10 protein-coding genes are annotated in these 13,843 nt (G+C 53.8%); 5 read left to right on the top strand and 5 right to left on the bottom strand.

The genetic code is table 11. The features are described from left to right. Window positions 1–220 precede the first annotated feature (220 nt). From PsWM33_RS10915 to PsWM33_RS10900, 4 genes are read left to right on the top strand one after another with little or no spacing between them, the layout of a single operon-like run. Window positions 221–1,234, top strand: coding sequence for an AAA family ATPase (locus tag PsWM33_RS10915; protein ID WP_063300219.1), 1,014 nt, complete (start codon window positions 221–223; stop codon window positions 1,232–1,234). 22 nt (window positions 1,235–1,256) lie between these two features. Beyond that, window positions 1,257–2,183 carry a DUF58 domain-containing protein gene (locus PsWM33_RS10910; protein WP_063298344.1) on the top strand — a complete coding sequence of 309 codons (927 nt, stop codon included), beginning with the start codon at window positions 1,257–1,259 and terminating at the stop codon, window positions 2,181–2,183. Continuing rightward, on the top strand, window positions 2,180–4,987 hold the full coding sequence (locus PsWM33_RS10905) for a DUF4159 domain-containing protein (protein WP_208994512.1): 2,808 nt from the start codon (window positions 2,180–2,182) through the stop codon (window positions 4,985–4,987). The genes PsWM33_RS10910 and PsWM33_RS10905 overlap by 4 nt, the downstream gene beginning before the upstream one ends. Window positions 4,988–5,024: 37 nt before the next feature. Beyond that, window positions 5,025–7,109, top strand: a complete 2,085-nt coding sequence (locus PsWM33_RS10900; protein ID WP_063300218.1) for a hypothetical protein — start codon at window positions 5,025–5,027, stop codon at window positions 7,107–7,109. Window positions 7,110–7,168: 59 nt separating this feature from the next. Here PsWM33_RS10900 and PsWM33_RS10895 read toward each other — a convergent pair whose 3' ends face one another. Both PsWM33_RS10895 and PsWM33_RS10890 read right to left on the bottom strand, forming a co-directional pair. Then, a complete protein-coding gene (locus PsWM33_RS10895; protein ID WP_063300217.1) occupies window positions 7,169–7,744 on the bottom strand; it encodes a GNAT family N-acetyltransferase in 576 nt (191 codons plus the stop codon). A gap of 323 nt (window positions 7,745–8,067) precedes the next feature. Further along, window positions 8,068–8,472: an NUDIX domain-containing protein gene (locus tag PsWM33_RS10890; protein WP_063300216.1), complete on the bottom strand. Its 405-nt coding sequence runs from the start codon at window positions 8,470–8,472 to the stop codon at window positions 8,068–8,070. 526 nt (window positions 8,473–8,998) lie between these two features. On the opposite strand from PsWM33_RS10890, the gene PsWM33_RS10885 reads away from it, so the two are divergent. Beyond that, window positions 8,999–9,934 (top strand): metallophosphoesterase family protein, encoded by a 936-nt coding sequence (locus PsWM33_RS10885; protein ID WP_082826969.1) that lies wholly within the window; start codon window positions 8,999–9,001, stop codon window positions 9,932–9,934. Window positions 9,935–10,013: 79 nt separating this feature from the next. On the opposite strand, the gene PsWM33_RS10880 is transcribed toward PsWM33_RS10885, so the two are convergent. From PsWM33_RS10880 to flhA, 3 genes are all read right to left on the bottom strand, one after another. Further along, window positions 10,014–10,643 carry a hypothetical protein gene (locus PsWM33_RS10880; RefSeq protein WP_063298348.1) on the bottom strand — a complete coding sequence of 210 codons (630 nt, stop codon included), beginning with the start codon at window positions 10,641–10,643 and terminating at the stop codon, window positions 10,014–10,016. A gap of 310 nt (window positions 10,644–10,953) precedes the next feature. Next, complete coding sequence (locus tag PsWM33_RS10875; protein ID WP_063298349.1) at window positions 10,954–11,562, bottom strand: GNAT family N-acetyltransferase; 609 nt, start codon at window positions 11,560–11,562, stop codon at window positions 10,954–10,956. Between the two features lie 94 nt (window positions 11,563–11,656). After that, window positions 11,657–13,831: a flagellar biosynthesis protein FlhA gene (gene flhA, locus PsWM33_RS10870; RefSeq protein WP_063300215.1), complete on the bottom strand. Its 2,175-nt coding sequence runs from the start codon at window positions 13,829–13,831 to the stop codon at window positions 11,657–11,659. Window positions 13,832–13,843 lie beyond the last annotated feature (12 nt).

Here is a 13,843-nt window from a genome sequence, read left to right as displayed (position 1 = left end):
GAGCAAACCAAATTATAACCCAGGGATGCTCTGACCCCGATCATATCAAAACATTTTGAAACTGGCTTTCGCGCCTTGCATTGCACTTCTGCCTGCATAGTCAGCCTATTGCTGAAAAGTACAGGCCTATAAATTTGCTAGGGATCGCCTTTTTTAAAACCGAGTATGATGCAAAGGTGAGCTAGGCAGGGTTGCAACGCGCGACGAAAAGAGAGCAGCGATGAACACCAATATGACAGGCATGCCCCCCAAACCAGAGGATATAGTCACACGCACAGAGGCGGCTTGTGAGAAAATCCGACAGGCAAAAGAGGAAATCGCCCGTTCCATATTTGGTCAGGAAAGCGTTGTCGAACGCACATTGGTGACGATTCTCTCTGGCGGGCACGGCCTGCTGGTCGGCGTTCCCGGTCTTGCAAAAACCAAACTGGTGGAAACTCTGGGAACAGTGCTCGGCCTCGATTCCAGCCGTATCCAGTTCACACCAGACCTGATGCCCTCTGATATTCTGGGTTCAGAAGTGATGGAGGAAGCCCCGGACGGCAAGCGTTCCTTCCGCTTCATTCCCGGCCCGGTCTTCGCCCAGCTACTAATGGCAGACGAGATCAACCGCGCCAGCCCGCGAACCCAGTCCGCTCTCCTGCAATCCATGCAGGAATACCACGTCACAATCGCAGGCCATCATCACGACCTGCCTGCCCCCTTCCACGTACTGGCCACTCAGAACCCGCTTGAACAGGAAGGCACTTACCCACTTCCGGAAGCACAGCTCGACCGCTTCCTCATGCAGATTGATGTCCATTATCCGGACATAGATGCAGAGCGCCGTATTCTGCTGGAAACCACAGGGGCGACAGAAGCCAAATCCAAACAGGTCCTGCAACTTGAAGAGCTGCGGGAGATGCAACAACTGGTACGCCACATTCCCGTGGGCGAAACCGTCATGGACGCTATCCTGAAACTGGTCAGAGCAGCCCGCCCCGGCGAAGCAGATGGCTTTGACGATCTCGCCCAATACATCGCCTGGGGTCCAGGACCGCGCGCCAGTCAGGCACTCATGTTGACCGTTCGTGCCCGTGCTTTGGCAGACGGACGCCTGTCTCCAAGCGTTGACGATGTCATGTCTCTGGCCGAACCTGTACTGCAACACCGCATGGCTCTCACCTTTGCCGCCAGAGCCGACGGAAAAACCATTCCGCAACTGCTCAAAGACATAAAAGAACGCATCGCCTAACAACAAGCCGACAGGATCGCATATGTTATCTTCGAGGACCGCTCCTCAAGACAGACAGGAAAACATCTTCGGCTTAACGGGCGAAGCGCAATCCATTGCTGATACCTTGCCAGAGCTGCTGGTTGAGGCAAGACGCATTGCAGCCAATGTCACCTCTGGCTGGCATGGTCGCCGCCGAGCAGGTCCCGGCGAAACCTTCTGGCAGTTCCGCCCTTTCCTCTCTGGTGAGGCAGCCCAGCAAGTTGACTGGCGCCGCTCCGCTCGCGACGACAATCTGTATGTACGTGAGCGCGAGTGGGAAGCCGCCCAAACCATTTGGGTTTGGGCAGACCTCTCCGCTTCCATGCGCTTCCAAAGCAGACAAGCCACCGCCTCCAAACGTGACCGCGCTTTGCTGCTCATGCTGGCTCTGACTTATGCCTTGAATGAAGCTGGCGAACGTGTCGGTCTGGCTGGCCTGACAAGGCCACTGGCCAGTAGAAATTCAATGCAGACCATCGCAGAAACTCTGGTGCACGAGAACCCTGAGGCAACGCTACCCAACCCTGAAGGAATCCGCCGTTTTTCTGAGATTGTACTCTTCTCAGACCTGCTCGACCCACCAGAAAAGCTGGAAGCGTGGATGGCCAACATCGCCAGCACTGGTGCCAAAGGTCATCTCATTCAACTGCTGGACCCGATTGAAGAAACCTTTCCCTTCACTGGCCCTACCCAGTTCGAAGACCCAGAGAATGGAGAGCAGCTTAAGGCAGGCCGCGCGCAAACTTGGCAACAAGAATACCTGCACCGCCTCGCTGCACATAAAGACCAGATCAACTCACTCGCCCGTAAATTCGGCTGGAGCTATACGTTACACCACACAGACCGCCCTGCGGTCGAGCCGGTAATGTTACTTCATTCCCGTCTGGCAGACGCACCACAACACAAAATGAGGGGAGACCTGCGATGATCAGCTCTCTTCTCCCAATTGGGTTTGCAGCACCGTGGGTACTCACCGCACTCGCAGCTCTTCCCGTTCTGTGGTGGCTACTCCGCACCACGCCACCTCAACCTGCCCACGTTAAGTTTCCGCCTCTGCGCCTCCTGCTTTCTCTTCGCAACAAAGAGGAAACCCCGCAACACACCCCATGGTGGCTGATCCTGCTGCGCCTTATGCTGGCTGCGGTCCTGATCATCGCTATGGCTGGCCCCGTCTGGAAACCTCTGGATATCGCAGAGCCAAAAACAGGCCCACTCTGGATCATCGTCGACAATGGATGGGATGCCTCAGCAGATTGGGACCGCCAAATCCGTATGGCGGAACTCATGGTAGACGGCGCAGCGCAGAACAACAGAACCGTCATGCTGGTGACAACAGCAGATGGTCCTGCCCAACCCATGCGTCTTTCCAGTGCGCAGGAAGTTGCCGACCAGCTTCGTGCACTGACACCTCAAGGCTGGCAAGCTGCCCGGTCAGAACTCATTCCTGCCCTGCAAAAGCAAGCAGAGCAAAACGCGCCCGGTGCAATCCTTTGGTTTTCATCACCGCTTGAGGAACCATCCACCACAAGCTTTGCAAAGGGATTAGCCAGCATTGCCAGAGCCTCAGACGTGCGCGAAAGTTCTTTCCTTATCTACCGCTCTGACACCCCGGTCTACGCACTCAAACAGTTGCAAAACAGCGCTGGCGCCATGACAACCACAGTCCTCCGCCACCCAGCACCACTGGCAGAAACATTGACAGTCCGCGCCTTCGATCGCAAGCAACGCACTATTGCAGAACAAACCATCGAGATGAAAGCAGGCCAAAGCGCCGCCGAAATTTCATTGGAGCTGCCGTCAGAACTGCGCAATGACATCACTAAACTCGCAATTCTTGGCAAGTCCAACGCTGGCAGCACGGTGCTCGTGGATGAACAATGGCGCCGCCGAAAAGTCGGCCTGTTCGCTGGCGGTTTTGCCGACCGCTCTCAGCCTCTGCTTTCACCGCTTTACTATCTGGAACGTGCACTTGCCCCTTTCGCAGACCTTCCACCAGCAAAAAGCACAGACATCACCACAGCCATCTCCGACTACTTTGACAAAGGCATCTCCGTTCTCGTCCTCGCTGAAGTCGGCACTCTGCCCAAGACCACAGAAGCTGACATTGCCAGCTGGGTCTCCAAAGGCGGCACACTGATACGCTTCGCAGGTCCGCAACTCCCGGAAAAACAAGACTCGCTCATCCCTGTTGCTCTCCGTCTAGGCGACCGTAAATTGGGCGGCTCTCTCTCCTGGAAGGAGCCACAGGCACTCAAGTCGTTTTCAGAGAATAGCCCGTTCCGTTCTATCGTTCTTCCTAAGGACGTCACCGTAAACCGTCAGGTGCTCGCAGAACCAACAGCTGATCTACCTGACAGAACATGGGCTTCTCTGGAAGACGGAACACCTCTCGTCACGGCCAAGAAACATGGCAACGGAACCATTGTCCTGTTCCATGTCACCCCTGATACCAAGTGGTCCAACCTGCCTCTTTCTGGTGGGTTTGTGGATATGCTGCGGGCCATCACAAGTATATCATCAACCGCAGTTTTCAATCCGGATGACGAAGAGGGAACAACATCTGCATCTGCCCTACCTCTGCTCAAAATGCTGGATGGCTATGGCAAGCTCACACCGCCCTCTGCCAATCATAAACCTATTCTGGAGCGTGATTTTGCAACCACCCATCCGGGCCGCAACACCCCCCCGGGTCTCTACGGCACCGACGATGCAGCCCGCGCACTCAACCTCATGGAAGATGAGGACAACCTGATCCCACTCGATCTGAAGCCTCTGTCCATGGCAAAGATACTCGACTACCCCTCAGAAAAACCGCTGGACCTTCGTGGCTGGTTCTTCTCCATCACAATCCTGCTTGCCTTGCTGGACACGCTCGCGCTTCTCTGGCTCTCTGGCAAACTGCGCCGCCGCCAGTTCACGCACGCTGCCATTCTCCTGCTCATCGCCTCCAGCCTGAGCTTGACAGGCGCGGATAAACCACGGGCACAAGACAACGCAGAACAGTTCGCCCTTGACGCCTCATTAGATACACGTCTTGCCTATGTGCTAACAGGCGTGCCAGAGGTGGACGAAATCAGCCGCTCCGGGTTGTTCGGGCTCACCAGATTGCTCACAGACAGAACTGCATTAGAACCTGAAGCTCCAATTGGTCTGGACCTGCAAAACCACGAGCTGGCCTTCTTCCCAATCATCTATTGGCCCATTGATGCGGGCATGCAAATGCCAAGCCCAGAAGCCATGTCGCGGATCAGCGCTTACATGCGTAATGGCGGAACCATCCTGTTCGATACCAGAGATGCATTTGGAACCGGCTCAAACTCGCCAAACAAGCTAAAGCTTCAGCAGCTGTTACGCGGATTGGACATCCCTAGTCTCGAACCTGTTCCGCAGGACCATGTGCTAACCAAAACCTTCTACATTCTGGATAACTTCCCGGGCCGCTACAATCAAAGCCCCATGTGGGTACAGGCCAGCGCAACAACCTCTGACGGCAGCCGCCCCGTGCGTGCAGGCGATGGCGTTTCGCCCATCATGATCAGTGGCAATGACTTCGCCGCAGCATGGGCCATCGATACGGAAGGGAACTACCTCTATCCAACCATTCCCGCAGACGGAAATCAGCGTGAGATGGCGGCGCGTGTAGGCATCAACATCCTCATGTACACCATGACAGGCAACTACAAGGCAGATCAGGTTCACATCCCTGCCCTGCTGGAACGTATCGGCCAATAGTAAGCCAGTAAACAAGACGCGGAGCATAATTACACACATGACATGGTCTCTTTCCATCGACCCGCTTTTGCCCCTTCCGGCAATAATCGCGCTTGGAGTGATCATAGCTCTGGTCTGTGCCTACCTTCTCTTCGTCGGCATGCGCGGTGCTCTGATCCGTTCCACCGCCTTGGCTCTGCTGGTTCTGGCCCTGCTCAACCCAGCAGTCTTACGAGAGGATCGGGAGTACCTGCCAAGTACCGTTGTCGTCGTCTCCGACAACAGTCAAAGCCAACAGCTGGAGAACCGTGCAGAGCTGACCGAGGCTGCACGAGAGGGTATCGTCAATCAACTTAAAGCCCTCGATGGCATTGATTTACGCCAAGTGTCCCTCAATGATACCTCCATGGAAAGCGGCGATGGCACCCGCGCCTTCACCGCAATCTCCAATGAGCTGGCAGACGTCCCACCAGAAAGAATAGCTGGAGCCATCGTGATCACCGATGGTCAGATACACGATGTGCCAGTCACAGCTGAAAAACTCGGCTACTCCGCTCCGGTCCATGCACTCATCACAGGCCGAGAAGGCGAGTTTGACCGCCGCCTTAAAGTCGCCAAAGCCCCACGCTTTGGTCTGGTCAGCTCAATACAGGTTGTCCAGCTGGAGTTGATTGAGGAAGGAATCCCGCAGCCGTTCGGCAATCGCGCTGAAATCATAGTGCGCCGCAATGGCGATATCCTGTCCAAACAGTTTATCGCTTCAGGCTATCCAGCTGAGATCGCTGTTGAGATCGAACACGGCGGTCAGAATATCTACGAGTTTGAGGTGGAAGCACTCGATGGCGAGCTGACCCCCCTGAACAACCGCGCACTCGTCACCATTGATGGCGTCCGCGAAAATCTCCGCGTCCTACTGGTTTCCGGCTCTCCTCATGCAGGCGAGCGCACATGGCGTAACTTACTCAAATCAGATGCGTCCGTGGATCTCGTCCACTTCACTATTCTGCGCCCACCGGAAAAGCAGGACGGAACCCCAATCAACCAGCTGTCTCTGATCGCTTTTCCAACCCGTGAGCTGTTCTCCGTCAAAATCGACGAATTCGACCTCATCATCTTCGACCGCTATGAACGCCGCGGCGTCCTGCCCCTGCTCTACTTCGACAACATCGCACGATACGTCAGTGACGGCGGCGCGGTCCTCATTGCAGGTGGTCCTGATTATGCAGAAGCCAACAGCATATTCCGAACACCGCTGGGCCGCGTGCTTCCAGCATCTCCAACTGGTGAGATCTTTGAAGAACCCTTCTTTGCCAATGTCTCAGAGCTCGGCCTGCGCCATCCCGTAACACGCGACTTGCCAGGTGCAGGCGAAAGCCCACCGCAGTGGAGCAAATGGTTCCGCCTCGTCGGCGCAAATGTGCAAGAAGGTCAGCCCATCATGACTGCGCTGGGCGACAAGCCTCTGCTCGTCCTCAGCCGCGTCGGCAAAGGCCGCGTTGCCGCCTTGCTCTCCGACCATGTCTGGCTCTGGGCAAGAGGATATGAGGGTGGCGGCCCACACGTCCCGCTTCTGCGCAGGCTAGCGCATTGGCTCATGAAAGAACCGGATCTTGAAGAAGAAGCCCTGCGCTTGTCTTTGCGCGGTTCCAATCTGCTTACAGAACGGCAAACCCTTGCAAATCTGGTTGATCCGGTCACCCTCACAACTCCCTCTGGCAAAACAGAGCAGCTGGAGCTGATAAAAGACACATCAGGACATTGGACCGCTTCCGTCAAAGTGGAAGAACTCGGCCTTTATTCAGCAACCGATGGCGCACATACAGCACTGATTAATGTCGGCCCGCCAAATCCGAGAGAGTTTCTGGAAGTGGTTTCAACGGCAGACAAACTCTCTGGCATCACAGAACAGACAGGTGGTACAGCTTTGCGGATCGGCGGTGACGACGGCGCATCCTTGTCCCTGCCCAATGTCATCGCACAGCGTTCATCCGCTCAATATCATGGAAACGGCTGGATCGGCATCAAACGAACAGATGCCAGCATCTTGAATGGCATAGACCGCTATCCACTTCTCATCGGCTTCCTCGGCCTTGCCTTGCTGTTAGGGCTGTTGTCCTTCACTTGGTACCGCGAAGGACGATAGAAAAACATCTTAGATGGAAAAGGGATCTACAGGATGAATTAGTTCTCCTGCTCAGTTTTTCAAGTCGCCATTGCCAGCGAGCCCTGCATCACGTCCACCAGTTGGCTGTCACTCTGCTTTGTGGCAACCAACGCAGGCTTCACGTAGCCACCAACCACAGTGCCAGTCGGCATCTGCCCACCTTGTAACTTCAAAACAAGCAACCGGTCCGGATCAACAGGTCCCGGCAAAGTGATCTGTCCATGCGGAACCTGCTCGTAACCGTGAGGCCCATAATATGGATGATCACCAACCAGCAGGATGGATTGAACGCCCTGCGCTTTCGCCTCAGCCGTAACTGTCGTCAGCAAAAGACGACCCAGCCCCTGCCCTTTATAGGCGGCCTTTACGGTCAATGGCCCCAGCAACATACTCTGGCTATTGCCAATCATGATGGGAGTGAGTTTCACAGACCCGGCAATCTCGCCGTTGAGTTCTCCAACAAAACATAACTGAGAAGCTTGTTGAACGCCTTCACGGATTTTGAACGCAGTCCGTTCAAACCGTGCAGGGCCAAACGCCTCTGCTTGCATCTGCTCAATTTCGGAGAAATCTGCTGGGGTTTCCTGCCGCACCAGCCATTTTGAAACTATCATGTCACATACCACAAATCGAAGGAGGAAGACCGTCGATCCGTGTGGCTCGGGCAGTTAGACCGATGTTGGGAGCACACTGAGAGAAGGACGGCACGATGCACCACGCGAGAGCAAGTCCCGCGCGTTCATTCGTCGTCGCTGTTCCCAGCAAATAGCCATAAGGCTCACACCCCAGTTTCTCGGTCTATCGCATGCCAGAGCACACGAAATATAATTTCACCTGACTAACTAACACGCAAATTTTCTGTCGTAAAGCACAAAACTAAGTGCAGATGCGTATTCGTTAGTTGTAGGCCACCGGCACGTAGGCCCTTGAAAAACAACTACCAATAGGGATCAGGCTCAGCTTCACCCGCAATTTCCTGCAGACGACGCAGCGTCGCCGGGCTCACATCATCAGGCAAAGCATCCAACGCAAATAGTTGTAGATCTGAGATTTCCAGAGCCGGTCTTTTCCAGTTCTGATCTTGCTCAGTCAAGCTCACCTTAAAGAGGCCTACATGGTCCCGGCCTGTTCCACCACGGTTAAGATGCATGGAAAGCAATGCCACATATGGTCCGCATCCATACCCCGTTTCTTCTGCCAGCTCCCTGCGAGCGGCCTCCGCCATCGTCTCCCCGGAATCAACACCGCCACCAGGAAAGTACCAGCCCGGCAGATATTGATGACGCACGAGAAGGACTCGGTTTTCAGCATCAAATGCCGCAACGCGCGCGCCCATCGTCATTCCACGACTCAAAAGAGCCCCGGATTGCACCAGTATATTGATAATTCGCGTCTTTAAGCTTGCCACGTCTGGCCTCACAATCAATATAAAACATTGATATAACAGCACTATATTCTGAAATATCATTCATGCAAAAAGTGCATACCACCCTTGCAAAACTAACACTACACAACCCACAGGATAGGCGTAGAAAGAGATCAAAGAATAAGCATACGCCCAAAAATTAATCAGGGCGGCCCCATCACCTACTTATAATAGACACCCAATCCGCGTTTCCCAGATCGCAGGAGTAACACGTCATGCTTACTAAAGTTCTCGCTCGTTTCCGTCGTACAAAGCGCTTCCATTGGGCACCTGCAGTCAACTCTGCAAACACCCACGACAATGCTGTTTTGCGTCCGTCTTCTTGCCTTTAAGGCAAATTGGAAGTCAGCGTTGCCGATCTGTTAAAGGCGCTTGAGGGTAATTCCCAGAATTAAGGAAAACTCCTTGACCTCAGGCGCAATGCAGCGATGATGCGCAGGCTATGTTTAAGCTTGTACACATATCTGACCCACATCTGGGTCCATTGCCGGACGTTCAGCCAGTCCAGTTGGTCTCGAAGCGTATTCTTGGCTACATAAATTGGCGGCGCAACCGCGCCCATGCAATGACCAACTCTTATCTTGATGCACTGATACGCGATATTCACGCGCAGCAGCCGGATCATATCGCGCTTTGCGGAGACCTGGTCAACATTGCACTGCCCAAAGAAGTTGCTGGAGCCAAAGACTGGCTCGCAACTGTTGGCTCTCCCGAGACTTTATCCCTGACACCAGGCAATCATGATGCCTATGTCCCAGGCGCTTTAAAGCAAGCCTATGGCGCTTGGCGTCCGTATATGCAAAGCGACCCGGGTTTGGGACTGACACCGCCTCTGGGAACTGATCCCCACTTCCCGTTTGCGCGCAGACGAGGCAACGTCACGATTATTGGCCTCTCTACTGCCAAAGCAACTGGCCCTTTCATGGCCACAGGCCACATCAGCAGCAATCAGCTGCGCGAGCTGGCAGACCATTTGCGACGCGCAAAAGAGCGCGGTGATTTCCGCGTTGTCATGCTGCATCACCCGCCTGTACGCAACGCGACAGCCTGGTACAAGCGTCTGGTAGGCTCCAGCCGCTTCCGCAATGTCATTGCAGAACATGGCGCAGAGTTGGTTCTCCATGGCCATACCCACAGGGCAACCCGCATGGAAATCAACGGACCAGAAGGTCCGGTGCCGGTGATTTGCGTTCCATCCGCATCAAATGGTCTGAGTGGCCATAAGCCACCTGCTCGCTACAACCTCTTCACCATTGAAAAAGATGGCGATGGCTGGTCATGCATCATGGAAGAACGCGGTTTCACAACGGCAGAAGAAGGCGTGCATCACATCGCACAGCACGACCTGTCCATACCCAGCTTAAGGCAAGCAGCGTAAAGCCTGTACCTAAGACGTGGGGCTCGTTTTCAGATTAAAAGACAGAGAGGCATACTGATGCCTCTCACAAAGACAGCGCTTAGCCCGCAAAAGGGTTCGCATATAAAGCCAGCGCCACAAGACCCGCCGCCCCGATAACAGTTCCCAGCAAAAGCCCGCAGATCAGAATAAAGAAGTCACGCGCCTTATTGCGTTTGACCGCAACAGCTCTGCCTGCATTTTCCTGTTTAAGCTGATCCAGCCTCTTACCAGTTGGAACATCCTGCTGGCGAATGCGATTGAGCATCCAGTCTGCTTCCAGCGCACGTTCCTTCTCGATAATTCGCTCTGCAATGTATTCGGTGATGCAGTCCGCCATATCATCAATATCGGCAGTCTCAAGCAAAACCATCCGCCCCAGACGGGTCTCCTTGACAAAGCGATAGGAATGGCGGTCACGACCCATCAACACATGACTGGTCATGTCGATCCATAGGCGTGGCTGGGTACCGGGAACGATCTGGAAGGCAAACTGGTCGTCGTCTTCAGGAACTTCCTTGAACACATCAATCAGCTCTTCGCTGAGCAATTCAAGGCGTGCTTTCTCGCTCTCCTGAAGGCTCACAACAACGTCTGTCCGTTCCATCTCCGCAACACGCACTTTGCGAATACTATCTCTCAGCGACCGCACCTTCTCATGAGGCACAACGTTGTCATGTAGCTCTGACATGGCAGCTCCCGAATATTCGGTTGAACTCACCCCGTTTCAACCGCCCCCAACCTACGTACAACCAATCGATTTGCGTGCAGCCCTCACACATCGTCCACGATTAATCCAAGGTACATGGTAAAAGGAAACTAACACATCCTAGATAAAACTCTAATGAAACCTCATTAACTGTCCCGTTTTGGGCCACTTTTCCAACACCGACCCTGAGGGGTTTCCGCTGCACAATTTAGGGTTGTAAAAGACAAGCAGTACGCGCGAGCGCAAGTGTGTCAGGCTTACCGGATACTCCTAGCCTTCAACCTGCTCTGCCCTATGGCAAAAAAGGAATGTGAGGAGCGCAGGATCGATCAAGAATCTCATTCAGACGCGGATCATCAGCAACCTCAATGGACCGCTTGAAGGGCTTAAAGCCACTACGCAGATAAAATTGCAGCGCCTGTGGGCTATCCCCTGTGCATGTGTGTAACCAGAAGCGCTTTACCTCAGGACGAGAGAAAGCCTTGTTGATCGCGTGGTTCATCAGCCAGCGGCCAGCACCACCACCAACAGCTTCTGGCACTAGCCCGAAATAGCTCAGTGTGACTTCATCTTCCTTGGCAACATTCAACTCAAGCATTCCCACAGGCTCACCGTTCTTCATAGCCCAGTAAAACTCATTGGTCGGCTTGCTCAGTGTCGCCTCCAGTTCAGCGTCATTCATCACCAAACGACCAAACCAAAGCCACGGCTCACCCACACGTTTAAAGAGGGCTCTATACTCGGTAATGTCGATCTCGCCGGCCCGTTCCAGTGTAAGGTCAGGCCGCTCAATCGGCTTGAGAGCGGGCTTCTCCAACATCTCCAGATACGTCACCACAGTCGCGACTTTGCCTTCTGGCAAGTCTGTGTATCCATCAAGATCCAGTTGAATATGCGCCATCTCGCTCTCTCAAATTCGGAAGAAACAATTCACTCTGGGTAACTGGAAGCAAGAAAGGCCGCAAGTGTCCCAATCTCACGAAACACTTGAGATCCTATATGCTTGCCACTGTTTTCAGGCGTGCACGCGGGTGAACTTCGTTCTGGCTCATAACAAACGTATGCGCTCTAAACCGCTCAACAATAGACCGCACGAATGGACGTGATTGAGCTGAGCATAACAGCACAGGGACTTCCCCCTGATTGGCCGCCGCATCATAAGCATCACGAACCAAACCAACGAACTCCTGCAGCTTGGAAGGTGCCATAGCTAACTGCCGATCATCTCCATCCCCAATGATGCTTTCAAGAAATGCAGACTCCCATACAGGGCTCAGGCTGATCAAAGGCAGATAACCACCGGGCGCCTGATTGGCAGAGCAGATTTGGCGTGCCAGACGAGTACGAACATGCTCCGCAATGGCATTCGGGTTCCGCGTTGAACCAATCGCCTCCGCAATCCCTTCCAGAATTGTTCCCAGATCACGAATGGAAATGCGCTCTTCCAGCAGAGCCTGCAGCACACGCTGAATACCAGAGATGGAAATCTGGGTCGGAACGATATCTTCCACCAGCTTGGATTGCTCTTCATCCAGCTTTTTCAACAGAACCTGAACATCTGCGTATGTGAGCAGCTCAGAGATGTGAGACTTGATGGTCTCCGTCAGGTGCGTAGAAATAACCGTTGCAGGATCAACCACCGTATACCCAAGCAGATTGGCTTCTTCGCGATACTGCGCTTCCACCCAGGTCGCAGGCAAACCAAAGGTCGGCTCAGTGGTATGTGTCCCCGGCAGGCGAACCTGCCCACCAGCAGGATCCATCACCATAAACTGGTTCGGGAACAGGGACCCACCACCTGCGTCCACTTCCTTCACCTTGATCATGTAATCATTCGCGCCAAGCTGAATGTTATCAAGGATGCGCACAGACGGCATGATCACGCCCATATCAGAGGCAATCTGACGACGCAGCGCTTTGATCTGCTCGGTAACCTGATCCGTTTCCTGCTTATTACGCCCATTAATGATTGGCAGCAGTGCATAACCAAGCTCAATCCGCAGCACATCCATTTTCAGGCTGTCGGAAATTGGCGCTTCCTGCGGCTCCTCAGGCACTTCAGCTTCTACTTTTGCAGCGACTTCCACCGCTTTTTCGATAGCATGCTTCTTACTTGCTTGGCGCGCCAGATAACCAGCAGCACCCGCCAATGCCAGGAACGGCAACATCGGCATACCCGGTAAAAACGACAGCACAACCATCACAAACGCAGACATGCCAAGCGCTTTAGGATAGCCGGTAAACTGTCGGACAAGCGCCTTATCAGCAGCACCCTCAACACCCGCTTTGGAAACAAGAATACCAGCAGCAGTGGAAACGATCAGTGCCGGGATCTGAGAGACCAGACCATCACCAATCGTCAGCAGCGTATAGTTTTCGGCAGCTTGAGCGAACGTCAGGTTCTGCTGCATCACACCGATAACGATACCGCCAATCACGTTGATGAACGTGATCATCAGACCGGCAACGGCATCACCACGCACAAACTTAGAGGCACCATCCATGGAGCCGAAGAAGGTGGATTCAGATTCCAGCTCTTTACGACGGGTCCGTGCAGTCTCTTCATCAATTAGGCCAGCACCCAAATCCGCATCAATCGCCATCTGCTTACCGGGCATAGCATCCAGCGTAAAGCGGGCAGAAACTTCTGCGATACGGCCAGAACCTTTTGTAATAACGATGAAGTTCACAATCACAAGGATTGCAAAGACGATAATCCCGATCACGAAATTACCGCCCATCACAAAGCTACCAAAGGCCGCAATCACATTGCCTGCAGCATCAGACCCTTCATGTCCGTGCGCCAAAATCAGTCGCGTTGAGGCCATATTCAACGACAATCGCAACATGGTCGCAATCAACAACACAGTCGGGAATGCGGAAAATTCCAGCGGTTTCTGAATGAATAGCCCCACCATCAGAATCATCACGGAAAAGATGATCGAAATCGCAAGGAACATATCCAGAAGCATCGCAGGCATCGGAACAATGAGCATCACAAGGATGACCATCACACCTGCAGCAAGCCCAAGGTCGCCTTGTTTTATGGCGCCCCAAAGGTCTTGGAAAAAGGCTGAACCACCAGCAGCACCTAATCCGGGCACGCGAGCAGCAGAAGGAACGCTGTCGCTTCCTCCTTGAGCCGCTTTTGTATTTGTCTCTTCAGACATCGCCGCGCCCTA

It is taken from the genome of Pseudovibrio sp. WM33 (assembly GCF_001623165.1).
GTDB lineage: Bacteria > Pseudomonadota > Alphaproteobacteria > Rhizobiales > Stappiaceae > Pseudovibrio.
This window is presented reverse-complemented; position numbering and strand designations above follow the sequence as displayed.